This window comes from Candidatus Saccharibacteria bacterium (assembly GCA_016191105.1).
In the GTDB taxonomy this organism is placed as follows: domain Bacteria; phylum Patescibacteriota; class Saccharimonadia; order CAILAD01; family BJGX01; genus JACPPH01.
Window position 1 is genome coordinate 103,443 of record JACPPH010000004.1, and the last position, 23,863, is coordinate 127,305.

Consider the following 23,863-nt stretch of genomic DNA (forward strand, 5'->3'; position numbering starts at 1 on the left):
ATACCTGGCCAACTATTTCTTTTCGAACTCTTGCGCTATCTCAAGGTAACAGCAACGCAAATGTGAAACTTCTTTACCGTGTTATTTGAATCTGGTGGGCTAAACAAAATCGCACCAAACTCGGTTAACTCCTTGCCGCACTTGTCGCAAACCGGCTTAATTGCCATCGTTATTTACCATATCTAAGTTTAGATTTTCATCTAAGCTAATGCCACTGAGCTTATTTATACCAACGATCGCTATAGTCGGCTGCAGCAGCTTTATCAAGGCTAATATGTTGACCTCGTGCGAAACTATTAAAGCTTGACCGTTAGCCGGCAGTTGACCGAGCAGCTTTTTGGCCAAATCTAACAAACTTTTGGCGCCGGCTGGGTCGGACGACAGCATTAACACCGGCTCGATGGCTGGTTTTTGGCCGGTCAAAAGCCCGGCCGTAGTTTGTGTGCGTTTGGCCGGAGAGGCTACCACAATATCAAAATGGGGGAGCTTTTGCGCCAACTCCTTACAAGCACCAACACCTTGCGGTGTGAGCTCATCGCCCTCACGATCGGCATGCCGCAGTATTATTACTCGTTTCATAGCGCTTTTATAATGACATTAGCCATCTTGCTGGTGGGCCATTCTCCGTTGACAACAATGTCTGCCAGTTTGCTTTGTGGCTGAACATAGTTTCTGTGTCCGGGGATTAGCCTTTTATTGATGTACTCAGGCAGATCCCACCGGCTAACACCGTCTGATCTGTCAAGCCTTCGTTGAACAATCTGCTCTTCTGGCAAATCAATAAACACTTTTTTGTCAAAGAGCTTTACAGCGGCCGGATCGTAGAAGATTAAAAAGCCTTCTATAAAAGTGAATTTATTTGGATCAAGCTGTTTACTGGTTACCCCAGAGGCAGTGCTCTCCCTAGATTTGGTCCGCAGATGTATAGTCTTTCCTTGCCTTAGACTTTTTAGGTCGGTTATAAATTCATCGTAACGATAGAGAGAGGGATTTTCCCAATCTTCAACAACTTCTGGTAAGTTTTCTTCACCAACGAAGTAATCATCAAACGACAGGCCGGAGAATTCATCGCCGAGTCGCTTTTGAATTTCTTCAATTAGTGTAGTTTTGCCACTACAGCTGCCACCAGCAATTCCGATAATCATTTGCCTAGTTTCTGTTTTAGCACTCTTAGCAACTCTGGAAATTCTTTTTTATCCTTGTCATAACCAAAGTGTCCTTGATCACTAAACTCGTGATATTCAGAGCCGAGTCTGTCTTTTATGAATCTAGCTTCTTCGATCGGTATCCAAGGGTCGTCGGTAGAGGCGAATACTACAGCCCACTTTTGATTATCTTTAATTGCTTTCCAGCCCCAAGGCTGATCAAAGTAGCCACTCTTCTTCTCGGTCTCATCGCCCAGATCGGTGTAGTAGCCACCAACTAATATTGATCCTAACAGCTTGCTGTTTTCGGCATACTTCAGAGCCGCTATTGCTCCAGTTGAATGACCAACTAGTATGGTATTTTCATCTGCACTAAGCTTATCTTTTAAATATGGAATCCAGTATTTAGCTCTGCCCAGTTCAGAATCAGGCATATCTGGGGCTAAGCATTTAACATTTAGCTTTTCTAGCTCGCCTTTAAGCCATGGCAGCCAATTGTCTGAGCCTTTGCCGCCACCATTGCCGTGCAGCAGAATCACTTTTACGTCTTTCATGTTCACAATTATACCAAACCTGGTGATACAATAAAATTATGGAAATAAGATTGGCCGACAGCTCAGACACAAAACAACTAGGTGAAATGCGTTGGGATTTTCAGATCGAAGAGCCAACTGAAACTGTTTCTAGTGGTAAAAACCCTTAGGGGCGTATTGTTTGTAAATGTTCCTACCAGGCATGAAGCCCATTCTAAGGGTACGACCCTTAGAATACAAATTGGTTCGGCGCAATTGTAGCGCTTGGATTGGTGTACATACCACCGTACCAAACTACAGGCTACTCACCTTGCTGTTGGGGCATAGGGTGATTTAGTATATGACATAGGTGTCTTGTCTCCCTGTTTATTAGTCATTTACAAGTCTGATAGACACCCGTTTTTGTTGCTAAGCTAGTGAACCCATTACAGTAGTGTTGACCCGGACCTGATTACCAAGTATAATTACATGGTTTTAAAAGCTAATTGACCTTTTTACTAAAGCATAAATACAAACAGACTTTAGTGAAGCTCGCAACAAGCGAGGGATCCAAAGAAAGGAAATAAATGAGACAATACGAAGTAGCAATTTTGCTACACCCCGATCTAGAGATCGACATAGAGTCGGCCACCTCTAAGATCGAAAAGATCCTGACTGCCAATGGTGGCAAGATCGTAAAAAAAGACAACTGGGGCAAGCGTAAGCTAGCCTATAAGATCAAAAAACAGGAGTGGGGAATTTATGTGTTCTACACTGTAGAACTACCGACCGAGGCTCCACAAAAGATCACCAACACCCTGCGAATTACCGAAGAGGTAATGCGCTATCTTGTGGTAAGTTTAGAGCGAATTCGCTACGTAAATAAGCCAACCGAGGGTGCTAAAAAAGAAGCTCCCAAGGATAAAACCGAAAAGGCTGCGGCTGAAGAAGGCGAAAAAGAAGAGAAAGGGGAAGAGTAATGGCCAAAGATTTTAACCAAGCAATTGTAATGGGCAATTTAACCCGTGACCCGGAACTGCGCACCACACCGAGCGGACAATCTGTCGCTAGTTTTGCTGTAGCCACCAACCGTAGTTGGCAAGACCCCAGCGGTGAACGTAAAGATGCTGTGGAGTATCACGACATTGTAGCCTGGGGTAAATTAGGTGAACTGGCTAGCAGCTACCTACAAAAGGGCCGCAAAGTGCTGGTAGTAGGCCGCTTGCAAACCCGCAGCTGGGAAGGCAACGACGGTGTTAAGCGCCAAAAAACTGAGATTGTTGCAACTGATATCAACTTTGTGGATCGCATGAACGCTGGTGGCGACGCCGGTAGCGATGCTGGTTTTAACCAAGACCCAGATGCTCAAGCACCAGCAAAACCAGCTACCAAAAAAGACGGCGTAAAAATCGAAGACATGGGTGACGGCGATATTAACCTAGACGACATTCCGTTTTAAGGACTTATGATGGCAGAATTCTACAAAAGCAAGCAAAATAAGTTTTACGCCGAAAAGCTCGAATACATCGACTACAAAGATGTTAAGACTTTGCAGCGCTATCTAAATAGTGTTGGCAAAATCGAAGGTCGCAAGCGCACTGGTGCTAGCATGAAGCACCAACGACAGTTGGCAAAAGCACTCAAGCGGGCAAGACATATGGCTCTTTTACCGTTCGTGGTACGCTAGCATGCATACTGTTCGAACAGAGTGAGAACTATAGTTCTCGGCAAGCCTCGAACAATAAAGCTTACGGAGACAATTTACTATGTATGGCCCAACTGACCTACGAAAAGAAACCTTAATTGAACTCGATGGCGCGCCCTACCGGGTGGTTGAATATGCTCAAAAACAGATGGGCCGCGGTGGTTCGACCGTTAACACTAAGATCAAAAATCTCATTACTGGCCAGGTTTTGGATCGCACATTCAAGAATGATGAACGCGTTAAACCAGCAGAAATCGATCACAAAACCGTACAGTATTTGTACCGCAGCGGTGATAAATTGAACTTTATGGATATGAGCAGTTACGAAACGCTTGAGATTGAACAACAAATTGACTCTAATATCCCCAAGTACTTAAATGAAGGCTCAGAAATAGAAGCCCTGATTTTCAACGGCCAAACCATTGGTTTTGATTGGCCCAAGAACGTAGTGCTCAAAGTTGTATCAGCTCCAGGTGGTGATAAAGGCAATAGCGCCAGCGCCACCACCAAAGAGGTGGAGTTAGAAACAGGGCTAAAAGTACAGGCTCCACAGTTTATAAGGGTTGGTGACACGGTAAAAGTCGACACCCGCACTGGTCAATACCTAGAGCGCGCTAAATAGTCTTATACGGCCGGCAAAAAACCAGCCCTACTCCAGTTCCACAATACGGGGTGCATCTGCACAGGCGTAACGTCACTGTCTTTCAATAGCTCCCTCCATGCCGCAATTACTTCCTCTTGATTTGCACCCTCTGGCACCAAGCCAAGCTCAATACTCGACTGGATTATGTGTGTATCTGGAATAATCGAAATCTCATACGGGTTTAACCACTTAACGTCTGTGTATTGCGAAAGTATGTATGGCCAATAGTTTGAGAGTTTTGGGCCAGACAGGTATGGAAATGATTTCTTCTTAGTAACTTGAAGTATTTCTAGAAGTTTCAAAATATCATTTTGTGCTTGCCCAATTATCATTCTTGGGTCATCATCGAACTCGCCGTGAAGAGTTGCGGCAATCGTGGTCCAAATGAGAGTGTGCTTGTTAGGCTGGAGCGCAAGTCGATGCTTGCCTAGGTCAGCCTGAATTTTTTTGTAAGTAGTTTTTGCTAACTTCTCGGGGAAATATAGATAATTAGTGGTTGGATCATCCCAGGTAGCGAGGGCCGACTTCCACATCGCAGGACTATTGCGCTGAAAGTTAATGCAGGCAGGAAGGGTAAAGTATAGGTAGTTTTCTCGACTCCCACGACCCAACCTGGGATTAACCTCATGCTGGGCCAGAGTAGGGATGTCTCCTTCGGTATAATGCTGTAGAAGCCTCTTAACTCGTTTTAGTTGCTCAGCAGCATCCATTTAACTATGCCTAATTACTACAATATCACCATCTTGCATGGTGTAGTCCTTGCCTTCTAAACGGACTTTGCCAGATTCCTTGGCGCCGGCCCAACCACGGCCAGCCACAAAATCTTCATAGGTTACAACCTCGGCTTTAATAAAGTTTTTCTCGAAATCACCATGAATTACTCCAGCCGCCTGTGGCGCCGTGTAGCCAGCTCGCATAACCCAACCACGGGTTTCTTTGGGCCCAGTGGTAAAGAATGTTTCGAAGCCTAGAGTTTGGTAGCCGAGACGAATTAGGCTTTCTAGGCCCGACTCGGTTTGACCTAAACCGGCGAGCAGTTCTTTGGCTTCAATTTCTGATAAATCTTGCAGTTCAGCTTCAACCTTGGCACACAAAAACACTGCAGGGCAGGGGCTAACAATTGCTTCCAGCTCTTTTTTGAGTTGCTCGTTACCAAGTTGTGTTTCATCTAAATTAAAGACGATTATGAATGGCTTGGCGGTTAAAAGCTGCATGTCGTGTAAATCATGCATTTCTTCAGCAGACAAGAATGATCCGGCGAGCTTAGCTTCATCTAACCCGGCCTTAGTTTTTTCGAGTAAGGCCTTGAGTGGTGCCAGCTTTGGGTCGGCTTTGAGCTCGGACTTTATTCGCTCTAGGCGACTTTCGACAGTAGTCAAATCTGCCAAAATTAACTCAGCATTTATAGTTTCGATGTCAGCCTTAGGGTCAGTCTTATTTTCGACATGAGTTATTAGAGGGTCTTCAAAAGCTCTCACAACCTGCACAATGGCGTTGCATTCTCGTATATGGCTTAAGAATTTGTTGCCCAGGCCTTCACCCCGGCTGGCGCCACTAACAATGCCAGCGATGTCTACAAACGTACAGCTAGCAGGAATAGTTTGGGCTGAGCTTGAAATCTCGGCTAGCTTTTGCAAACGCGTATCTGGCACATTAACCACGCCTACGTTCGGCTCAATAGTGGCAAAAGGGTAGTTCGCGGCCAATACTTGGTTTTTGGTGAGGGCATTAAAGAGAGTGGATTTACCCACATTGGGCAGGCCCACAATGCCAATCGAAAGACTCATAAGTTGCAATTATAACAAATTAACAGGCATAATTCCAGATACAGCAGTCGACAAATAGCATACAAATATGTTATTATCTATTTCTCTTTGTTCCTACTAGATCGGGGGATGCGTATGAAGAAGACGCTATTGTTAGTGGGTGCTTCAGTTGTGATCATGACTGGTGGTGTGGCAGCCGCCAGTTCAAGTCTCGATGCAAATACTGATATCGCAAAAGTCTTTCTCTTTAAAATTCTACCAAAAAAGATAGTGGATGATGACGATCGATGGCCAGAGTTGAAAGAAGCAGTGGATGCTTTAAGTCCATTAATAATTGGTTTGTATGATGTTTATATGAATGAGTTTGACAAATATCATTTGGCAACTTAAAGAAAGTCTAATAATGAATCCTCTAGATAACTTAGAAGAAAAACGACATGATCAGTTTAATATACAAACAAATCAGCTACTTGGTCAGATTGAAGAGTACCTTGTTAATGAAGGTGTAGAGCAGTATGAACCTCGCTATACTAGTATCCGCAAAAAACCAAATGCAAAGATGCTAGGAATATGCCTAACGAGCAAGTGTTGGAATTAATAAACCAGTTGCGAGAATTGGCTTGCTTTTTATACGATCGTTACCAAGCTAGTAAGCTAAAAACTAGGTAGTCTCGGTTCGATCTACCATAAACTTTACTGCTTCGTTCATATTGATCGGAACTATCTCGATATCGGGATGCTTGGCGTGAAAAACTCTAAATATCTCATCAGAAAAAGCTTGTCCAACGGTTGGGACATGCTTAAAGTCTAAGATTATACGCCTAAACTTATTTAGACCAGCTAGCAGACGCCTTGCTTGCGAACGAGAAACATATATTGTCCGCATAGTGTAAAGCTTAATTTTGATTTCTGTTTGGTCGAAAGCTGGCTCCTCAGGGTCTACTTGGTAATTAGAGAATACACTACTTAAGTGTAACTTTGTTTTTACATTTATATTAAACATAACTTCAGTTCCTCGGAGATCTGGCTTAGATTCCTCCACAAAAACATCCTGAATTCTATTATCTATTCTTAATTTGTAACCAAAACTTTCCAGAGTAAATAAATCTCCAATCTTTGATGTAAAGAATATGCCTTCTCCAGAATGAGCCTTGGGAGCAGTAGTTGTTTTTCCTTTCAATAAGTCTTGTATCGCCTCAATCTCAGACTTTAAGTTTCTTTTCTTCATTACATTGCGAAAAACACCTATACCAAAGTCACGTACAACAAACGTAAGAATATCTTTTTCCTGGCTAATTTCAATCTCAATATACTTAGTTTTCGAGTGCTCAATAGCATTATTTAGCATTTCTGAAAATGCATAAGCAAAAATGCTCTGTACATTTTCTAGGAGATTATTTAAGAATGGTTTTTCTTTTTTAATCCCATCTAGTACTTCGTATTCTTCCAGCTCTTTATTCACCAGTCTTTTTTTAATTCGTTTGCCCAATGCATCGGCATACTGAGGAAGCGCATAGACCGACCACCTGCCACTTCCTTCTCTTACTAGAGTACCGTCTTTAACCATGCTATTCACGACTGTACTTACATAAGATCTCGCATAGGGTTTTTGTGTATGTTCGCGCAACGCTTTAATGACATCAACTGTCTTAAATTGCTTCTTCTCCCTGGCTATTTTTAAAATGGTTTCTTTAATCATAATGCTCATCTTAATTTATATGTTAGGTACTATATCACTCTATGTCAGGCTGTATGTCAAGTACTTTATAATTCTATGTTATATTATCTGTTAAACACTAGTTTTATGGCTATGTTAGTAAGTAAAAGTGCTATGTAAGATTCTATGTCAAGTTTTAGTTAGATAAATGACTATATCAATTAAAGGAGTATTTTTTAATAAATTCGTTGGAATATCCACGCTTACCTTGATCGGGGAGTGGCATCTTGAATGTCAGCTTGAATGGTATGGTTACAGCCTGACTATGCCAATCGAAAGACTCATAAGTTGCAATTATAACAAATTAACAGGCATAATTCCAGATACAGCAGTTGACAGATAGCATACAAATATGTTATTATCTATTTCTCTTTGTTCCTACTAGATCGGGGGATGCGTATGAAGAAGACGCTATTGTTAGTGGGTGCTGCAGCTGTGATCATGACTGGTGGTGTGGCAGCCGCCAGTTCGCAGGTTCCATACCCGCAGCCGCCAGACTTCCCAACGCCGCTCGGCTGCTACGACACCACCCAAGGGCCCGATGGGCCTCAAGTGGGGTCTACCTGGGTGGCAACCATCACCACATCGCCAGCTCAACCGCCTTTCGATACCCACATCACCGTCGTGGCGGGCCAGGGGTACTGGCTGATGCAGGTCAGGGGCGGTTGGTTCAACCCGGATCAGACGGCTGGTGGCTTCGTCTGGAACAACCCGGATGGCTTCAACAACACCACGTACGAAACCAACGGCTATGGTGCTGGTTTCGGGGTGGTGGCTGTGGCTTGTCCATGGCCGTGCCTGGGGGCGCCACCATTGCCCACCACCAGCACGTTGCCAGAGCCGTACTGCGCGGCTCCGCCAACCACGCACCTGAGCTTGCCGTCGGCATCGGTCAGTCTGGCCACTACCAGCACGACCACCACCACAGTGAGCTTAGCCAGCACCGAATCATCCACCACAGCTCAGCCGGCCACGCAGGCCGTGGTGGCAACGCCACGCTTTACCGGCTGAAGCACCATATTGCTCCACGGGAAGGGGGTTTGCCCCTTCCCGTGGAGCCGTTTTGTTTATTGACTTGTTATCTTCAGCCGATCGCCTATAATAAAAAGCGTAACTATTATGGGTGAAATTTCTAAATCCCACAGCGAGGTAGAGAAGAAAAAATCTACAAACAAAAAATTTTTGATTGTAGTAATCGTTTTAATTTTGCTTGTATTGCTGACTGCACTTGGCGGCTGGTATTGGTATACGCAAAATAAAAACCAAGCTTCTGGGCAAGGCTGTTCTAGCACAGCCAGTAAAAGTCTATTGCAGCAAGCTATTAGTGATATCGGCAATGGCCAAGGCTTAAAGCCCCTAGCAGACAAGATTACCCAGCTCAAAAATTTCCAGAATGATCCGAACTGCGTGTACATACTTGTGGCCTACTATAGCCAGAATAACGATGCCGCCAATACCCAGAAATACGCTCAAATACTGCATAGTTTTCCGTCAAATAAACAGCCCTCAGATTTATTAGTAAAAAGCACCAACGATAAATTACAGGCATTAAAATCTAATATCGACTTTTTGATAAATTTTAACACTCAGTCTGTCAAGAATTTTGTTGGCACAGGGACTCCGCAGAAATGAGTAGATTTAAACAGATATTAATATCGGGGATTGCGGTTTTGGCTACAACCAGTCTTGTATGGCTTTCACAATCTGCCAGTGCTCATGCCGCAACCTACACAACGGCCAATCTTAACCAGGTGCCCTGGAGCATTTCTTTCCCGAATTTATTCACAAAGTTTAATGGACGATGCTCCGACAACAACGATCCTGCGAATCCAAGATACTATGGGGTTGGCCAATGGTCGTGGCTTTCCACTCGAAACGATAATAATTTCTCTCAAACGTCGCTTACGGCCACCGCCGGCCAAACCGTTGATTTATACATTGTTTATGGTAATATTTACTGCGAATCTGGCACCGGCGTTATCGGTACCTGGAACTATATTAGCAGCTCTTCGGTAGACAATAATGCTACGCTTAACGGCGTGCCCACCAACCCGATCTTTACCAACTATACAGACTCCTACGATGGCTCAACCTTTGCTATAACTGCTGTGCCAATTACTATAACCATACCCAAAGATGCCCCGGTTGGAAATAATACCTATACTGTGTCATACAATGCCCAGAGGATTAACCTTTTTGATAATGGCACACCAAATACTTGCGTAGGTAGTGGTGATCCTCCACCAAAACCAAATCCGCCTAATGATCCAAATAGCGCCTCCTCGTATGGTGATTGCCAGCTTGCCATTTCAAACTTATCTATCAATGTTAATGTAACGGCTACACCGAGGGGAAACCTAAGCGCCTCTTGCACTCCGCCTGGAGTAACAGGCAAAGCCACCGATCCGGCTCAACCCAATAAGCCCATTAATGTTGATCTTTATTACGACAGCCGTGACGATAGTAAGTTGGTGAATACTGTGGCCTACAACCGTGTTACGACCGATAGTAACGGCAATTTTTCTACCGGCATACCAGATATATATTTAGATGGGCGCGACCATAAGGTTTACGCTTATGCAATAGGCAAAAACCAAAATGCTGAACTGAGTGGCAGCCCGGCATCATTTAAGTGTCCGGTAGCGCCACAGTTCCGCCCATGGCTGCAGACCAAGAACGGCGACGTAACTGCAACTGGCAGTATAACTGGGCAAGACTTCTTTAGGCCGGGCAGTCGAAACAACTATGATTACGCCGAGGCCACTATCTATACGGCCAACGGTGCGGCTGGTACTCAGACATTTACAGCCGCTGGCTCCAGCGCTGTTGTACCGCGAGACGGCTCGTTGAACCCACCAGGCAGTAAGTTTTCTAGAGTATTGACCGAAAATGGCTCCCAGGCTGTGGTAGAGGACTACACTGGCGTGCTGTCTGGTGTTAGCGCCTATGTGGGTGGTGAAAATTACTTTGATCCTCAGCGCAAGAACGACAATCCAGCACCCCACTACAAACTATCTGTAGTAAACAAAATCACTGGCAAACAAGTAGCCAGCACCGAAGGCTATGCCGCAAACTTTCAGTACATTAATGCCAGGGTGACCGAAAACATGGCCGATGCCAGCAAGGCTATTTCTGGCAGCTATAAGATAACCATAACGTTCGACAACGACGCTTATGGCGATCTGGCCAATAACCCAACGGCCGACCGCAATCTGTTAGTTGATCAGATTAAGGTATATGGCAATAGTGTTAGCGGTCCGGAGGCTTCTTATGTTCGCGCGTCGCAAAAAGTGAACGGCAACAATCCGTCGGCTAACTTTTGCAGTCTAAACTTTTACTACCTCAGTGCATTAGTAGATAACGGTGACTTTTCGTGTCGTGCAGCTGGCACATTGGGCTATGTCTTTGGTGACAACCTTAACAACAGTTTTAGCCAGATTACAAACGCTGCGTCTCAAGCTTGGTCGAATGCTCAGAGTAACCCCAAGCTATTTTGTGCCACCACCAGCTTGCCGCTAAATTGCGACCCCAGTAAATCCGAGATTGTTCAGCTAACCGGCGACAGCGTAATTAACGGCCTAACTATTCCGCCGGGTAGGCATACCATTTGGGTAAAAGGTGGTTCACTTAGAATAGCTGGCAATATTGTGCCCGCGGTAGCTAACAATCGGCTACCGCAAGAGCAGCCGGTGTTGGGCATAATAGTGGATAGTGGCGACGTAAATGTTGCACCTGGGGTTACCCAGGTAAACGCCATGGTGTATGCTGCTGGCAAGTTTAACACCTGCACTGGTTACCCGTCGGTAGCTTGCGCCAAACAACTGACTGTTAATGGTCAGATTATAACTGCCAATGGTTATACCTTTGGGCGGAACTATTTTGATCGATACTCCTCCAATCAAAACCCCGCCGAACTGTTTGTGCTTAATCCACTTGGTGTTAGTTTTGCGCCCCCGGGTTTTGATAAAAATTCTTGGAATCTAGATAGCCAGCTTAACTACGGCAGCTTAGAATTACAGCCCAGATTACGATAGCAAAGGCAAAAAACTTTATTACCGCATAGTTCTTATGCTAAAATAGCACTATTATGGCGTTATTTACTCCAGATGAGAATTATTTTGGTTTAGATCTGGGAACAAACAGTATTAAACTAGCTCAAGTCCGCGAGCTGCATGGTAGCCCAAGCCTAATTACTTATGGCGATATCGAAGTGCCAGCTAATTTATTGGCATCTGATTCCGATGTCGATCAACAGCGGGTGGCAGATTTGGTAAAGCAGCTGGCCGAAGATGCTAAGGTAACCACCAAAAATGTTGTTGCGGCCTTGCCCGGCGGTACTTCTTATACTGCCATTGTTCAAGTGCCCAAGCTAAATCACGATGAGCTTGCCCAGAGCATAAAATTCCAAGCCGACAAGTACATACCAATGGCTATTGATCAGGTCAAATTGGATTGGGCAGTGGTCGGCGATGTGCCCAACAGTGCCGACCAAGAAGTTTTGTTGGTGGCTGCCCCCAATAATGTTGCCGAAAAGTATCTTAATATTGTTCAAAAGGCTGGCTTAGAACTAATGGCGCTCGAGATCAACTCGATAGCCGAAGCTCGTTCGCTCATAAACCGTAAAACACCAGATGTTTGTGCCATGATTCTCGACATTGGTGTGAATGCTACAGATTTGGCGATTGTAGATCACCAGGCACCACGCTTAGTCCGATCTATAAGTGTTGGTTCGTTGGCTATGCAGCGAGTTGTTGGCCAGAATTTAGGTTTAGACAAGGTTCAGGCCGATCAGTTCTTGAAGAAATTTGGCTTAATGCAAGACAAGCTCGAGGGTCAAATATATAGAACTCTAAAGCCGTTGATGGACAACTTGGTTGAGGAGATTAAAAAGTCGACTGCGTTCTTTCGCGAAAAGAACCCCAGCACTAAGCTTGAAAAAATAGTCTTAACCGGAGGTACGTCGGCTCTGCCAGAGCTGCCAATGTATCTAGCCAATGCTACTGGTATGACTGTAGAAATCGGCAATCCCTGGCAGAATGTTAGTTACCCTAGTGAAATCCAGTCATCTTTGGCGAGCTTATCACTTAATTATGCTACCGCTATTGGGCTTGCGCTTAGGAATTTTGGCTAATGAGCGTTTTAGTAAACCTACTGCCAGAAGCTCGCATATTAAAGCTAAAAGCTGTGTCGCAGCGTCGATTTATGACAACTTTAACTATTGTGGTCGGAGTAGTTGTTGGTACTATTTTGATAACTTTGTTGCTGCTGCTGGGCTACACCTTTTCGACCCAAAAGCTTAATCAGGCAAAAATCAGTAGCTTGCAGAGTGATGTCGACAAATCTAAAGATCTTGAACAGAAAGCCTCGACTCTTCAGGAGCATCTGGCATCTTTCGCGCAATTACAGGGCAGCCGGTTGTATGTTAGTGAAATATTTAGAAATCTAAGTAATGTGGTTCCGAGTGGCGTAAGTGTTACTAGCTTCGAGATAAGCGATGCCTATGTAATTACAATCTCAGGTACAGCAGCAAATTATGCCCAGGTAGCAACCTTTGCCCAGACCCTTAAAGATTACAATGTAAACTACAAGCCTCAACAAGGATTAGACAGAAAGGCTCTTTTTTCGGAAGTAAATATTACAACTGTTAGCAAGGAGTCTGGTAGTGAAAAGGTGAACTTTACCATGAGCTTTAAGGTCGACCCAACAATATTTAAGAAAGCTGGGGGTGGCCAGTAATGGCGGTAGATATACCCAAAACTAAGCCAGCCAAGAAAGCGCCAATCCAAACTCCAAAGACAGACACTTCGCTAGCCGAGAAGAAAACAAATCAACGTTTTATGATTTGGATGGGATTATTAATTGGTGCTATCGTACTGGTGGGTGGCTACCTTATATATCGGCTAGGCTCGGCCTATGTTACTCAAGCTAACAAAATTAAAGCTCAGGATATGTTGATTTCGGCTCTTGATCAGAAACAAAAGAATTTAAATGAACTCAAGCCAAATTATGCGACTATTATCGCCAAAGGCAGCAACGGTGTTTCTGACTCAGACCTAATCTTGCGCGCTCTACCCACAGACAACAACTATCAAGGTCTGATCGCAATGACCGAGAAGATGGCTCAAGAAAGCGGCGTAAAGGTTACCTCTGTTTCTCAGGGTGGAGAAACTGGCAACGCTAGCGGTACAGACACCACCAATGCCCCAACAGCTGACCAACCAGCTAGTGGCTCCTCGCCGCAGCCATTTACCTTTACGGTTGGACTAGAGGGAACTTACCAGGGAATATTGGAATTTTTGTCGAAAACCCAACAGGCATCTAGGGTTATGAATTTCTCTAGCATGACAATTACAGGCGGCACCGGCAATACTATTCAGGCCAATATAACCATGCAAACCTATATGCAGCCAGCAGCTAATATTGAACCAACCACGAGGCCGCTCTAGTGCAAGGTATGAAGAAAAAAGACATAATTACACTAATAATTGCAGTAGTTATATTCATTATTGCCCTGGCTTTGTTGTATCGCTACATTGTGCCGCCACCCAAGAACAGCGGTGTTATGGTTGAGGTTCCACACCCGGTAGAGCCGACATTTAATCAGGGGCAGTTAAATACCCTCAAAAAAGATACCACTGACTTCACTCAAGATTTGACACCAAAAGGTTCGAGTAATCAGCCGTTAATCCAATAGGGGTCTAAAAAACATATGCTCTCGAACGAGACAGAACGCAAGATAGAAGAGCTGGTTACGGCTGGCAAATATGTTACCCGGGACCGGCTTGATCAAATAAAGCTGGATGCTGCAAAATCTGGTAAAGGCTTGATTCAGCGGCTAGTGGAATTAAGGCTACTTACTGATGAGCAGGCCACCATGTTGGTGGCCCAGGCTTCTGGCATTCCCTATGTAGATCTATCCAAGATATCTATACCCGATAATGTATTGGCTCTGATACCACGCGATTCGGCCGAGGCTAATGCCGTGGTAGCCTTTGGGCTAAAAGACGGCAAGCTAGATGTTGCCATGGTTGATCCCGAAAACTTGCAGACCATAGATTTTATATCGCGTAAAACCGGCTACCCGGTGAGCGCCTATATGGCCACCAAACCGCAAATAGAAAGCTGGATTAGGCGCTACACGAGTGACTTGGGACAGGAGGTGTCGGAGGCTCTTGGTAATGAGCCAGGGCCAGAGGCCAACCTGCAAAATGAGGCCGCCAAGAAGTTCGATGCCAAAGACTCCAAGAAACTAGCAACAATCGTGCAAGACGCACCCATTACCAGGGCGCTTAATACAATATTGGAATACGCTATAAATGCTCATGCTTCAGATATTCACATTGAACCACGCGAAAAAGATTTAAAGATCCGCTTTCGTATAGATGGGATTTTGCGCGAAGTTATGAGTCTGCCCAAATCGACCGAACCAGCTCTCATATCGCGAATAAAAATATTGTCCAATTTAAAAATCGATGAGCATCGCATACCCCAAGATGGCCAGGCCGAATTTCGTAAAGGCGGCAAAGAAGTTGATATGCGTATTGCGATTGCGCCGATTAGTTTTGGCGAGCAGGTAGTTATTCGCTTGCTCGATAAGACCGATTCACTGCTAAAACTAGAGGGTCTGGGCTTTAAGGGTCGGTCTTTTAGGATGATTAAACGGGGTATTGAGCGCCCGCACGGCATGATACTCTCAACTGGCCCGACCGGATCTGGCAAGTCGACCACACTATATGCTGTAATCCAGGAGATCAAATCAGAAAAAATTAACATTGTAACGCTCGAAGACCCAGTTGAATACCATGTAGCTGGGGTTAACCAAATGCAGGTTAACAATGCCGTCGGGCTAACTTTTGCTAATGGTCTGCGTTCAATTTTGCGCCAAGATCCAAACGTAATTATGGTAGGTGAAATTCGTGACCACGAAACAGCCGACTTGGCTGTACAATCGGCTCTAACGGGTCACCTGGTGCTGTCTACATTGCACACCAACTCAGCCGCCGGTGTTTTGCCAAGGCTTCTGGATATGGGCATAGAGCCATATTTGATAGCGTCGACAGTTAATACGGTAATTGGCCAGCGCTTGGTGCGAAAGATCTGCAACAAATGCCGCAAGGCCTATCAAGCCTCGCCAGCAGCCGTACAGCTGATAAACAAGATACTAGGGCCGCTTTTGCCACAAGATCAGGCTCAACAGCTTAAATTAGCCGGCGACCTGGGCTATGAGCATTTGCCAATGCACAGTCAAACCGCTTATACTTTATACAAGGGCGAAGGCTGTACCGAATGCCAAGACGGCTACAAAGGCCGCACTGGCATTTATGAGGTTTTTGAAATTAATCAGAGCATTGAACACCTCTTGCTAAATCGGGCCACCACAGTTGAAATTCAAAAACAGGCGGTCAAAGACGGCATGGTAACCATGCAGCAAGATGGCTTACTAAAAGCTCTAAGCGGTGCTACAACACTAGAAGAAGTTGCCAGGGTCGCAACTGACCATTAAATCAAAAAGGAGATTATGGAGACCAAAACCATAAAAATCGAGCCACTCTTAGATGAAGTTATACGCCGTAATGGCTCAGATATACACTTGCAAGTTGGTTTACCACCAGTGCTGCGTATCGATGGGGCTCTAAAGCCGATTGCTGATACCCCGAATCTCACCGAAAAAGATGTCGAGGCTTTGGTTTATTCACTGGTCGACGAACAACAGAAGAACACAATAGTTCAGGAGAAAGAGTTAGATTTTTCATTTGCTTATGGCGATGTTGCTCGGTTTCGCGTAAATGCTTTTCATGAAAAAGGGTTTTTAGCAGCAGCGCTGCGTCTAATACCTACCAAGATTCGTACTTTGGCCGAACTCGGTTTACCCAAGGTGCTGTCTGATTTTACCAAACTCCCGCGTGGCTTGGTGCTTTCAACCGGCCCGACTGGATCTGGCAAGTCGACTACCCAAGCGGCCATGATTGACATGATTAACGCCAACCAGCGTCAGCACATTATAACCATCGAAGACCCAATTGAGTATCAGCATCACCACAAGAGCTCAATTGTGGTTCAGCGTGAGGTTCACTTTGATACCGATAGTTTTGGTGCAGCTTTGCGCTCAGCCTTGCGCGAAGATCCCGATGTGGTGTTAATTGGTGAAATGCGTGATCTAGAAACAATCGCCACCGCGATTACGGTGGCCGAGACTGGGCACCTGGTGCTAGCAACCTTGCACACCAACGGCGCCGCTCAGTCAATTGATCGTATGATCGATGTGTTTCCGCCCCACCAGCAACAGCAAATTCGGATTCAACTTTCAAGCGTTCTTCAGGGCATAGTTAGCCAGCGCCTTATACCTATGATAGGTGGCGGTCGAATTGCCGCCGCCGAAGTCTTGGTGGTTACGCCGGCGGTGCGCAACATAGTTCGCGAGGCCAAAACTCACCAGCTCGACGCCGTAATCCAGACCGGCGCCGAGTACGGCATGCAATCTATGGACAAAACGCTTGTAGGGCTTATTCACGAGGGTAAAATTAGCTACGAGGAAGCTCGCAACTACGCCTTCGACGCTCAAGAATTTGAACGGCTAATGAGAAAGTAGCTAGGGAACCAAAGCGGTGGTAGATTACATATACACGGCCAAAGATAAGTCGACCGATAAGGTTATGAGGGGTAAAATCCAGGCCGATAATGAGCTGGCGGCAGCCGATATACTGGGCAAGAAAGGTCTTTACCCGATCAAAATTGAGCCGGCCGCAGAGGGTGGTTTTAGCAAAGAAATCAAAATTGGCAGCGGTGTAAGTGGCAAAGATAGGGTTATTTTTACCCGGCAGCTGGCGACTTTGGTTAAGGCCGGCTTGCCGATCACTCAGGCTCTCAATACTGCAATCGAGCAAATTACCAACAAAACCTTTCATGCCATGCTCGAGAAGATCGCTGCCTCGGTGGAGGGCGGTACTAGCTTAGCCAATTCATTTGCCCAGCACCCCGAGACTTTTAACCATGTTTACGTAAGCCTGGTGCATGCTGGCGAAGAGTCGGGCACGCTCGACGACGCCCTAGAGCGCCTGGCCGATCAGCAAGAAAAAGAGCAGCAGATAATATCGAAGGTTCGCGGGGCTCTAATTTACCCTGCGTTGGTACTAGCTGTAATTGTAGTTGTACTGGTATTTATGTTGGTATCGGTTTTGCCACAGATAGCCAGTTTGTACAAAGACCTGGGCAAAGACCTACCCATATTAACCAAGATCACCTTTGCGACATCAGAATTTTTGGTGCGTTACTGGTGGCTAACCTTAATAGTACTTATTGCGATAGTATTTGGCTTGCGAGCCTACTTTAGAACCCCACAAGGACGCCGTAACTGGGACAGATTTAAGCTCAATGCTCCAGTCTTTGGCGGTCTGTTCAAAAAGGTTTATATGGCCCGCTTTGCTCGCACTATGGCCAGTTTGGTTAACAGCGGTGTGCCCATACTCGAAGCGCTTAATATTTCCTCTGAGGCTGTGAACAATGTAATTCTAAAGGCCGAGATCGATGAGGCAACCCTAAAAGTTAGAAGTGGTAAGGCTTTAAGTTCGGCTCTTATGGACAAAGAGCATTTTCTTAAGCTGGTGCCACAGATGATCAAGGTGGGCGAGCAATCTGGTACCTTGGGGGCTATGCTCGACAAGGTCGCCAGCTTTTATGAAGACGAAGTGGATCAGACGGTGAAAAACCTGTCGACAACTATTGAGCCAGTTATGATGATCATACTCGGCCTATTGGTGGGCGTTATAATAGTGGCCATTCTTTACCCGGTTTATAGCTTAGTAGGTGGCGGCATTAACCTTAACCCATCTGCCGGAGCTCCAACAGTTCAGCAATAGTACGTTTACGGGTTCTTGACGTCATTATGCTTATGCTTCACAATTAAGTTTGCAGATCAAATCACGTGATTGATTTGCCAACAAAATACATTCGAAAGGAGGTGCAAACAAAATGACAAAAGCCAAAAAAGGTTTTACATTGATCGAAATCGTGATTGTGCTAGCTATCGCCGCTTTGATTTTAGTTATCGTATTCTTAGCAGTTGCTGGCGCTAACCGGGCACAACGTGATAACCAGCGCAAGGCCGATGCGGGTCGCGTACTAGCAGCAGCTCAGCAGTATGCAGGCAACAATAGTGGTAATAACCCGACCAGCACGGATTTTATTGGCACTTACAAGGCGCCTACAACAGGACCGGGGAACACTGCCTATAATGCAGCATTTGGAACTGGCGCAGCCAGCTCATCCAGGCTAATGGTTGTCGGGCCAGGCACCTGCGGAGCAAATGGTGCCATCCAGGCGCTCGCTGCTGGCCAGGCTGGATTTGCCGTATCTGTATATCAAGAAAACGGTGGGGCAGCTTGTGTTCAGACATAGTAACACGATGGTTACGCTAAAAAGACCCGGAAGGGTCTTTTTAGATTGCTCTTATACAGCGATTTATACATAATAAGCATATGCTAACTTACATTATTCTATTTGGCTTGCTAGGGCTCGTTTTGGGCAGTTTTGTAAATGCCTGGTTGTACCGAACTCACGAGCACAAAAGCATTGTTAAGGGCCGTTCTGAGTGCCCACACTGCCACAAACAGATTGCTTGGTACGATAATATACCAGTTTTGAGCTACCTCTTGCTCAAGGCCAAGTGCCGATATTGCCATAAACTAATTTCAGCTCAATATCCGCTGGTCGAGGCAGCCACGGGTATCTTGTTTGCGTCTTTGTGGCTGTATTTTAGGCCTACTACCGAAGTCGGCTGGTATGAGTTATTGCTATGGCTACTGGTAACAGTCTTTATGGCGGCGGCATTTGTGTACGATCTGCGCTACATGATACTGCCCGATCGGTTTATGTTGCCAGCGCTAAGTTTTGCGCTTATATATGTGTTCTTTTTAACCATAAAAGTTGATCAGGTTGCAGTTTGGCGGCTGGTAGATGCTGCCGTGTTTGCTGGTATTTACTTCTTGGTGTGGCTGTTCTCAAAAGGCAAGTGGATAGGCGATGGCGATATTCGCCTAGCGGCTATTATTGGCTTAATGCTTAGCTTACCGCAATTACTAATCGGCGTTTTTGCCGGTTATTTGATAGGTTCGGCTATAGGCATGTATTTGCTAGTAAGTGGCCGAGCCAAGCGGGGCAGTGTAATTGCTCTGGGTCCGTTTCTGATTGTTGGGCTGTACATAGGCTTGTTTTGGGGCCAGCAGATTGCCAACTGGTACTTACAGCTCATATAATCAGAGCATAAGTGGTATAATTATCGGGTAATGAAGCTTACGAGTAAAACAAAATGCTCCGGTATGAGTTTGATCGAGGTTGTGATGGTTTTGGCCATCTCGGCGCTATTAATTACCATTGCTTTTGCAACTTTTGGCCAACGCCGAGGGGTGGCTGTAGACGACGAAGTCAATCAAATCGTAGCTCAGATCAATAAAATTCGAAACGAGGCTCAAAAGGGCAGTGGCCCCCCATCTGATAGCCCGGCATTAACGGCTGGTGAAACTTTGTTTGGCCAGGCCATTGAATTTGATGCCCGCTGCTCAAGTAACGGCGGTAACTCCTGTATGCACATTTATAGGCTCAAGCGCGGATTTAGTACTATTTCCAATCAGCCTACCAATCAAATAAGTCCTTACGAGTCCTCGACAGATATACCTGTTACAGAGAATTTACTTTTTCAATTAGCCACCAAAAGCGGCTGTAACAACCAGTTTTACCTAGGCTACAAGCAACCTGGTAGCAGCAAGTTTTGCGACCCTTCTTTGTTTATGGGGGCCAGTCAGGCTAATCCGATGATAGTAATCGAAACCGGCTCTGGCAGAATGTCTTTCTTTAGCACCGGCCAAGCCCAAGGGTTTAATCCTAGTAAAGCCGCAAATCTAAATAACTATACTGCTGACCGCCAGGGTGTACTACGATTGCCGATTTACCAAAAGCAAGGCGGAACCCCGGCGTCTTCGCAATACAAATATAACATCGATATTAACCTAGCTGGCGGCAACGAAATCACAACTACAAAGCTATGACCAAGCTGAATTTAAAAACGTCAAAAGGCGATACCCTTATAGAAGTGCTGTTTGCATTTGCCATATTGGGCGCGTTAATTGGCCTAGCGTTTACTGGCATAATTAGTGCTCACAAAACAGCTGTTTCGGCCTTGCAGCGAACCCAGGCATTGGAGACCGCTCAGTACCAAGCTGAGGGCTTAAAGATGTATAGAGCATCGTTGCCTTGGGATGATAACCAAGGCACGCCAAGTTTTTTGGGCACAGTACTTAGCTCAGGGAGCGAGCAGCCCTTTTGCATGGCTACCACAAGTGGTGCAACCACTAATTGGAAGGTTCAGTCGGGCGATCTCTCGCCCTGCTGGTCAACTAGCATAAATAAAGCCTTGAATTCACTGCCCGCTCCACCGGCTGGCGATAAGGTTGAGATAAAAGCTAAGTGTATACAGGGCATAGCTCAAACCGTTTTGCCCAGCTGCGCTAATGCCAACGCTATGCAGGCCACGATTACCGTTAGTTGGACCGACACCAGTGGTGTGCAAAGTAGTGTAAAAAACGTTGTGGTGGTAACCAGAAGCCAATGAGCAAGCCCAGCCAAAAAACCAATAATCGTGGCTTTACTTTGGTTGAATTGATATTTGCAACTGTACTAATTGGCATAATGGTAACGCTGGCCATGCAGACATTTATTGCCCTAATGCGCTTTTACACCTGGTCGCGCTACACGCAGGCCAATCAGGCTGCGGCTCGACAAACTCTAGATGATCTAACGCGCAGGATTTCTAATAATGTAATTAGCACAACTGGCGGCGTTGGCCCTGACTCTATCTGTGTTGTCACCAACACAGGGGGCTCGCCCAAATCTACGCTGTATTTATTGGATCCAGCAGCCCATAGAATAATTGAGCGAGGTGACTATGCCACAAGTGGCTGCAAGGTGAACTTTCTAGACTACCCGAGCAAACCAGATATCTATATATCACCAGCCAACGAAAAAATAAGCAAGCTAACATTTAACATAACCCGTGGCTCGGTTAGTGCCCCGGCCCAACCGCCCTACAACAAGGTGGGTGGTGTAGTTATTAACCTCACCATGCTAAATGTGCTCGACAGCAAAGATCCTATAACAGGAGAAGTAAAGGGATGCCAGCCAGCTGCCACTTTTTGCTCTACAGCAACTATGACCACGGCCGTACAGGCTCAGAACGGGCTTAAGTAATATGATACAATTAGCATGACCATTAAGAGAAAAAGATTGATTAGCAAACCAAAATTTAGTCTCAAAGAACTTTCGAAGCAGCGCGGCGTTACATCTCTATTGGTGGTGGTGGCCTTATCGCTGATCTTTATTGTAATGGTTTCGGGGTTAACTATTATTGCTATTCGCGAACAACAACAGGCCTCAACTACAGATCTAAGTAACCGTGCCTTACAAGCTGCCCAATCGGCAATTCGTGATGCCGCCCAGAAGCTGGTCGACGCACCAAACGAAGAATATCCAAACTGTGACGGCACCGGTGCCAGCAACTTGCCTCTAGGTACCAACATCGACAATCTAATTAGGCCGCCATTGGATTTGGGTAGCAACATTACTATAGTCTGCCGCACAGTTGCCAGAACTACCGAGGTTGTAAAGGCGCCAATTGGCCAGGATAGTAGTCTACAGATCAATGCTTTTCAGCCAGCTGGCGCAAACCCTACCAAGCTAGATATTCAGTGGGACATCTCGACAGTCAAGGCGCCGGCGGCATACAACCCTAGGCCGCCGTTTCAGAATAAGCAGTTTTACATACCCAGCGATGCCTACAACTTTGCGGCTGCGCTGGAGCTAACTATTGTGTATTGGCCACGAGTTGACAACAATGGCACGGTGCCAAGTTTAAGCCAGGTGAAGACTGTTTCTACGCTGGTGCTGCCTGATCAATTCGACAAATCAACCTTGCGCCCAAGGTTTTCAGCGGCCAACCCCGACTACATTATTGGCTCAATCTGTGACAATGGAGTCACATCGCCGTATCGTTGCAGCTTAAAAAGCAGTGATGGTGAAAAGCTTAACTTATCGAGGGTGATTGGCGCCGATGCTGCCACATACAACATTATTCTAAAAATCGAGCCTCGTTATGCCAACACCGATGTTATGGTTCAGTTCTTTACCGATTCTGGTGGCAAAGTTAAGGTTCAGAGCGATCAAGCCACAATCGATGTCACAGCTCAGGCTGGCAACGTTTATCGCCGCCTAACTGCTACCAAACCGATTGGTAACAGCGCCGCAATAGATAGTGTTTTGCTTACCAATGGTAAGATCTGTAAGAATTTGGCCGTTGATGATAATAATGACTCAATTGGTACTAACAACTGTGGCGGGTCAGAGTAGCTATTTGTTGCCGGAGTGAAACTGTTGGTGGGTTTTGCGCAACTGAGGATCGGTTACGTGGGTATAGACCTGCGTGGTAGCAATATTGGCATGGCCCAGCAGGCTCTGTACGCTACGCAGATCGGCGCCATTGCTCAATAAATCAGTTGCAAAGCTGTGTCGTAATGTGTGGGGCGTAACGTGCTTGGTGATGCCGGCTTGCTTGGCGTAGCGCTCCACCAAGCGCTGCACACTGCGCACACTGAGCCTAGTGTATTCACCGCTCTCGAGCTCGGATTTACTGCCTGAATAGTGAATGAATAGCGGCTCAAATCCGTCTTTTCGAGCCTCTAGGTAAGTTTTAATGGCTTTGTTGGCGGTTTGACTGACATAAACTGGCCTATCCTTTTGACCCTTGCCTCGCACCGAGAACTCGCCGCGGCCTAAGTGAACATCTTTGCGGTTTAAGCCAACCAGCTCCGATACGCGCAGTCCGGTGGAGAATAGTAGCTCTATAATCGCCCGATCGCGCAGACCGGTGAGCTCAGTAGTATCAATCGTTTCTAGCAATCTACCAATCTCTTCTTCGTTCAAAAAGCTAACCTGGGGGCGTTTGGCCTGAGCTAACTCAATTTTGTCGGCCGGCAGGCTGTTGATATCGCGTCTGGCCAAGTACTTTAGAAACGAACGCAGGGCAATCAGATGATAATTTTGGGTAACCCGAGAGATACCTCGGCCATCTTCACCTTTATAGCGGTTGAGCCATTGGCGCCACTTACTTACGGTGTCAACGCTGATTTTGCTAACTTTTAGGTCGTTGGTAAATTCTAAAAACCGATTGAGGTAAAGCGAATAGTTTTCGATGGTTTTGAGACTCCGACCACGCTCAACCTCGAGATAGTCCAAGAAATCACTCATATACTGCGAGAACATAGCTTTAGCGTAAGCTTAAAAGTCCAGACATGCAAGTCTATTGAAGCAAGCTGGGTTTCCAGGTATAATC

Annotated in this window: 28 protein-coding genes; 20 read left to right on the forward strand and 8 right to left on the reverse strand. The window is 45.8% G+C overall.

Annotation, left to right across the window (positions count from 1 at the left end):
* Positions 1-156 precede the first annotated feature (156 nt).
* From HYX70_02365 to HYX70_02375, 3 genes are read right to left on the reverse strand one after another with little or no spacing between them, the layout of a single operon-like run.
* Entirely contained in the window at positions 157-579 is a 423-nt protein-coding gene (locus tag HYX70_02365; protein ID MBI2798127.1) for a histidine phosphatase family protein, read from the reverse strand.
* Positions 576-1,145 (reverse strand): hypothetical protein, encoded by a 570-nt coding sequence (locus HYX70_02370; protein ID MBI2798128.1) that lies wholly within the window; start codon positions 1,143-1,145, stop codon positions 576-578. Before HYX70_02370 ends, HYX70_02365 begins: the two co-directional genes overlap by 4 nt.
* Complete coding sequence (locus HYX70_02375) at positions 1,142-1,699, reverse strand: alpha/beta hydrolase (GenBank protein MBI2798129.1); 558 nt, start codon at positions 1,697-1,699, stop codon at positions 1,142-1,144. The genes HYX70_02370 and HYX70_02375 overlap by 4 nt, the downstream gene beginning before the upstream one ends.
* A gap of 545 nt (positions 1,700-2,244) precedes the next feature.
* Here HYX70_02375 and rpsF point away from each other — a divergent pair.
* The 4 genes from rpsF to efp all read left to right on the forward strand — a co-directional run bounded on the left by rpsF (position 2,245) and on the right by efp (position 3,984).
* Positions 2,245-2,637 (forward strand): 30S ribosomal protein S6, encoded by a 393-nt coding sequence (gene rpsF / locus HYX70_02380; protein MBI2798130.1) that lies wholly within the window; start codon positions 2,245-2,247, stop codon positions 2,635-2,637.
* Positions 2,637-3,116 (forward strand): single-stranded DNA-binding protein, encoded by a 480-nt coding sequence (ssb, locus tag HYX70_02385; GenBank protein MBI2798131.1) that lies wholly within the window; start codon positions 2,637-2,639, stop codon positions 3,114-3,116. Before rpsF ends, ssb begins: the two co-directional genes overlap by 1 nt.
* Positions 3,117-3,125: 9 nt before the next feature.
* Complete coding sequence (locus HYX70_02390) at positions 3,126-3,344, forward strand: 30S ribosomal protein S18 (protein MBI2798132.1); 219 nt, start codon at positions 3,126-3,128, stop codon at positions 3,342-3,344.
* 79 nt (positions 3,345-3,423) lie between these two features.
* Positions 3,424-3,984 carry an elongation factor P gene (efp, locus tag HYX70_02395; protein ID MBI2798133.1) on the forward strand — a complete coding sequence of 187 codons (561 nt, stop codon included), beginning with the start codon at positions 3,424-3,426 and terminating at the stop codon, positions 3,982-3,984.
* Positions 3,985-3,986: 2 nt separating this feature from the next.
* On the opposite strand, the gene HYX70_02400 is transcribed toward efp, so the two are convergent.
* Together HYX70_02400 and ychF are read right to left on the reverse strand one after the other, a co-directional pair.
* Positions 3,987-4,538, reverse strand: a complete 552-nt coding sequence (locus HYX70_02400; protein ID MBI2798134.1) for a hypothetical protein — start codon at positions 4,536-4,538, stop codon at positions 3,987-3,989.
* Between the two features lie 177 nt (positions 4,539-4,715).
* On the reverse strand, positions 4,716-5,792 hold the full coding sequence (ychF, locus tag HYX70_02405) for a redox-regulated ATPase YchF (protein ID MBI2798135.1): 1,077 nt from the start codon (positions 5,790-5,792) through the stop codon (positions 4,716-4,718).
* 114 nt (positions 5,793-5,906) lie between these two features.
* On the opposite strand from ychF, the gene HYX70_02410 reads away from it, so the two are divergent.
* Complete coding sequence (locus HYX70_02410; protein ID MBI2798136.1) at positions 5,907-6,161, forward strand: hypothetical protein; 255 nt, start codon at positions 5,907-5,909, stop codon at positions 6,159-6,161.
* Between the two features lie 271 nt (positions 6,162-6,432).
* Here HYX70_02410 and HYX70_02415 read toward each other — a convergent pair whose 3' ends face one another.
* Positions 6,433-7,470, reverse strand: a complete 1,038-nt coding sequence (locus HYX70_02415) for a DUF4325 domain-containing protein (protein ID MBI2798137.1) — start codon at positions 7,468-7,470, stop codon at positions 6,433-6,435.
* A 767-nt stretch (positions 7,471-8,237) separates the two neighbouring features.
* The gene (locus HYX70_02420; GenBank protein MBI2798138.1) at positions 8,238-8,447 is read right to left on the reverse strand and encodes a hypothetical protein; all 210 of its coding nucleotides are present in this window, start codon (positions 8,445-8,447) and stop codon (positions 8,238-8,240) included.
* 160 nt (positions 8,448-8,607) lie between these two features.
* Between HYX70_02420 and HYX70_02425 the strand changes: the two genes are divergently transcribed.
* The 15 genes from HYX70_02425 to HYX70_02495 all read left to right on the forward strand — a co-directional run bounded on the left by HYX70_02425 (position 8,608) and on the right by HYX70_02495 (position 22,881).
* Positions 8,608-9,120 carry a hypothetical protein gene (locus HYX70_02425; GenBank protein MBI2798139.1) on the forward strand — a complete coding sequence of 171 codons (513 nt, stop codon included), beginning with the start codon at positions 8,608-8,610 and terminating at the stop codon, positions 9,118-9,120.
* On the forward strand, positions 9,117-11,522 hold the full coding sequence (locus tag HYX70_02430; GenBank protein ID MBI2798140.1) for a hypothetical protein: 2,406 nt from the start codon (positions 9,117-9,119) through the stop codon (positions 11,520-11,522). Before HYX70_02425 ends, HYX70_02430 begins: the two co-directional genes overlap by 4 nt.
* Before the next feature lie 53 nt (positions 11,523-11,575).
* Positions 11,576-12,619 carry a type IV pilus assembly protein PilM gene (pilM, locus tag HYX70_02435; protein ID MBI2798141.1) on the forward strand — a complete coding sequence of 348 codons (1,044 nt, stop codon included), beginning with the start codon at positions 11,576-11,578 and terminating at the stop codon, positions 12,617-12,619.
* Positions 12,619-13,224: a PilN domain-containing protein gene (locus HYX70_02440; GenBank protein MBI2798142.1), complete on the forward strand. Its 606-nt coding sequence runs from the start codon at positions 12,619-12,621 to the stop codon at positions 13,222-13,224. The genes pilM and HYX70_02440 overlap by 1 nt, the downstream gene beginning before the upstream one ends.
* Positions 13,224-13,934 carry a hypothetical protein gene (locus HYX70_02445; protein MBI2798143.1) on the forward strand — a complete coding sequence of 237 codons (711 nt, stop codon included), beginning with the start codon at positions 13,224-13,226 and terminating at the stop codon, positions 13,932-13,934. Before HYX70_02440 ends, HYX70_02445 begins: the two co-directional genes overlap by 1 nt.
* Positions 13,935-13,942: 8 nt before the next feature.
* The gene (locus HYX70_02450; GenBank protein MBI2798144.1) at positions 13,943-14,182 is read left to right on the forward strand and encodes a hypothetical protein; all 240 of its coding nucleotides are present in this window, start codon (positions 13,943-13,945) and stop codon (positions 14,180-14,182) included.
* A gap of 15 nt (positions 14,183-14,197) precedes the next feature.
* Positions 14,198-15,991, forward strand: a complete 1,794-nt coding sequence (locus HYX70_02455) for a type II/IV secretion system protein (GenBank protein ID MBI2798145.1) — start codon at positions 14,198-14,200, stop codon at positions 15,989-15,991.
* A 15-nt stretch (positions 15,992-16,006) separates the two neighbouring features.
* Entirely contained in the window at positions 16,007-17,077 is a 1,071-nt protein-coding gene (locus HYX70_02460) for a type IV pilus twitching motility protein PilT (protein MBI2798146.1), read from the forward strand.
* Positions 17,078-17,093: 16 nt separating this feature from the next.
* Complete coding sequence (locus HYX70_02465) at positions 17,094-18,344, forward strand: type II secretion system F family protein (protein ID MBI2798147.1); 1,251 nt, start codon at positions 17,094-17,096, stop codon at positions 18,342-18,344.
* A gap of 112 nt (positions 18,345-18,456) precedes the next feature.
* A complete protein-coding gene (locus tag HYX70_02470) occupies positions 18,457-18,882 on the forward strand; it encodes a type II secretion system protein (protein ID MBI2798148.1) in 426 nt (141 codons plus the stop codon).
* A gap of 80 nt (positions 18,883-18,962) precedes the next feature.
* Positions 18,963-19,739, forward strand: coding sequence for a prepilin peptidase (locus HYX70_02475; GenBank protein ID MBI2798149.1), 777 nt, complete (start codon positions 18,963-18,965; stop codon positions 19,737-19,739).
* Positions 19,740-19,769: 30 nt separating this feature from the next.
* Positions 19,770-20,528 (forward strand): prepilin-type N-terminal cleavage/methylation domain-containing protein, encoded by a 759-nt coding sequence (locus tag HYX70_02480; protein ID MBI2798150.1) that lies wholly within the window; start codon positions 19,770-19,772, stop codon positions 20,526-20,528.
* Complete coding sequence (locus HYX70_02485) at positions 20,525-21,091, forward strand: hypothetical protein (GenBank protein MBI2798151.1); 567 nt, start codon at positions 20,525-20,527, stop codon at positions 21,089-21,091. Before HYX70_02480 ends, HYX70_02485 begins: the two co-directional genes overlap by 4 nt.
* Complete coding sequence (locus HYX70_02490) at positions 21,088-21,726, forward strand: type II secretion system protein (protein ID MBI2798152.1); 639 nt, start codon at positions 21,088-21,090, stop codon at positions 21,724-21,726. The genes HYX70_02485 and HYX70_02490 overlap by 4 nt, the downstream gene beginning before the upstream one ends.
* A 15-nt stretch (positions 21,727-21,741) precedes the next feature.
* Complete coding sequence (locus HYX70_02495; protein ID MBI2798153.1) at positions 21,742-22,881, forward strand: hypothetical protein; 1,140 nt, start codon at positions 21,742-21,744, stop codon at positions 22,879-22,881.
* Here the strand turns inward: HYX70_02495 and HYX70_02500 are convergent, their stop codons facing one another.
* Complete coding sequence (locus tag HYX70_02500; protein ID MBI2798154.1) at positions 22,882-23,793, reverse strand: tyrosine-type recombinase/integrase; 912 nt, start codon at positions 23,791-23,793, stop codon at positions 22,882-22,884. It lies immediately after the preceding gene.
* Positions 23,794-23,863: the final 70 nt, after the last annotated feature.

Bases quoted from the DNA above. Each gene is read 5' to 3' on its own strand.
- rpsF (MBI2798130.1), top strand. From the start codon at position 2,245: ATGAGACAATACGAAGTAGCAATTTTGCTACACCCCGATCTAGAGATC.
- HYX70_02440 (MBI2798142.1), top strand. From the start codon at position 12,619: ATGAGCGTTTTAGTAAACCTACTGCCAGAAGCTCGCATATTAAAGCTA.
- HYX70_02370 (MBI2798128.1), bottom strand. From the start codon at position 1,145: ATGATTATCGGAATTGCTGGTGGCAGCTGTAGTGGCAAAACTACACTA.
- HYX70_02365 (MBI2798127.1), bottom strand. From the start codon at position 579: ATGAAACGAGTAATAATACTGCGGCATGCCGATCGTGAGGGCGATGAG.
- HYX70_02390 (MBI2798132.1), top strand. From the start codon at position 3,126: ATGGCAGAATTCTACAAAAGCAAGCAAAATAAGTTTTACGCCGAAAAG.
- HYX70_02480 (MBI2798150.1), top strand. From the start codon at position 19,770: ATGAAGCTTACGAGTAAAACAAAATGCTCCGGTATGAGTTTGATCGAG.
- efp (MBI2798133.1), top strand. From the start codon at position 3,424: ATGTATGGCCCAACTGACCTACGAAAAGAAACCTTAATTGAACTCGAT.
- HYX70_02460 (MBI2798146.1), top strand. From the start codon at position 16,007: ATGGAGACCAAAACCATAAAAATCGAGCCACTCTTAGATGAAGTTATA.
- HYX70_02425 (MBI2798139.1), top strand. From the start codon at position 8,608: ATGGGTGAAATTTCTAAATCCCACAGCGAGGTAGAGAAGAAAAAATCT.
- HYX70_02410 (MBI2798136.1), top strand. From the start codon at position 5,907: ATGAAGAAGACGCTATTGTTAGTGGGTGCTTCAGTTGTGATCATGACT.
- HYX70_02470 (MBI2798148.1), top strand. From the start codon at position 18,457: ATGACAAAAGCCAAAAAAGGTTTTACATTGATCGAAATCGTGATTGTG.
- ychF (MBI2798135.1), bottom strand. From the start codon at position 5,792: ATGAGTCTTTCGATTGGCATTGTGGGCCTGCCCAATGTGGGTAAATCC.
- HYX70_02450 (MBI2798144.1), top strand. From the start codon at position 13,943: ATGAAGAAAAAAGACATAATTACACTAATAATTGCAGTAGTTATATTC.
- HYX70_02485 (MBI2798151.1), top strand. From the start codon at position 20,525: ATGACCAAGCTGAATTTAAAAACGTCAAAAGGCGATACCCTTATAGAA.
- HYX70_02375 (MBI2798129.1), bottom strand. From the start codon at position 1,699: ATGAAAGACGTAAAAGTGATTCTGCTGCACGGCAATGGTGGCGGCAAA.
- HYX70_02455 (MBI2798145.1), top strand. From the start codon at position 14,198: ATGCTCTCGAACGAGACAGAACGCAAGATAGAAGAGCTGGTTACGGCT.
- HYX70_02490 (MBI2798152.1), top strand. From the start codon at position 21,088: ATGAGCAAGCCCAGCCAAAAAACCAATAATCGTGGCTTTACTTTGGTT.
- pilM (MBI2798141.1), top strand. From the start codon at position 11,576: ATGGCGTTATTTACTCCAGATGAGAATTATTTTGGTTTAGATCTGGGA.
- HYX70_02475 (MBI2798149.1), top strand. From the start codon at position 18,963: ATGCTAACTTACATTATTCTATTTGGCTTGCTAGGGCTCGTTTTGGGC.
- HYX70_02500 (MBI2798154.1), bottom strand. From the start codon at position 23,793: ATGTTCTCGCAGTATATGAGTGATTTCTTGGACTATCTCGAGGTTGAG.
- HYX70_02400 (MBI2798134.1), bottom strand. From the start codon at position 4,538: ATGTGGAAGTCGGCCCTCGCTACCTGGGATGATCCAACCACTAATTAT.
- HYX70_02445 (MBI2798143.1), top strand. From the start codon at position 13,224: ATGGCGGTAGATATACCCAAAACTAAGCCAGCCAAGAAAGCGCCAATC.
- ssb (MBI2798131.1), top strand. From the start codon at position 2,637: ATGGCCAAAGATTTTAACCAAGCAATTGTAATGGGCAATTTAACCCGT.
- HYX70_02495 (MBI2798153.1), top strand. From the start codon at position 21,742: ATGACCATTAAGAGAAAAAGATTGATTAGCAAACCAAAATTTAGTCTC.
- HYX70_02415 (MBI2798137.1), bottom strand. From the start codon at position 7,470: ATGATTAAAGAAACCATTTTAAAAATAGCCAGGGAGAAGAAGCAATTT.
- HYX70_02430 (MBI2798140.1), top strand. From the start codon at position 9,117: ATGAGTAGATTTAAACAGATATTAATATCGGGGATTGCGGTTTTGGCT.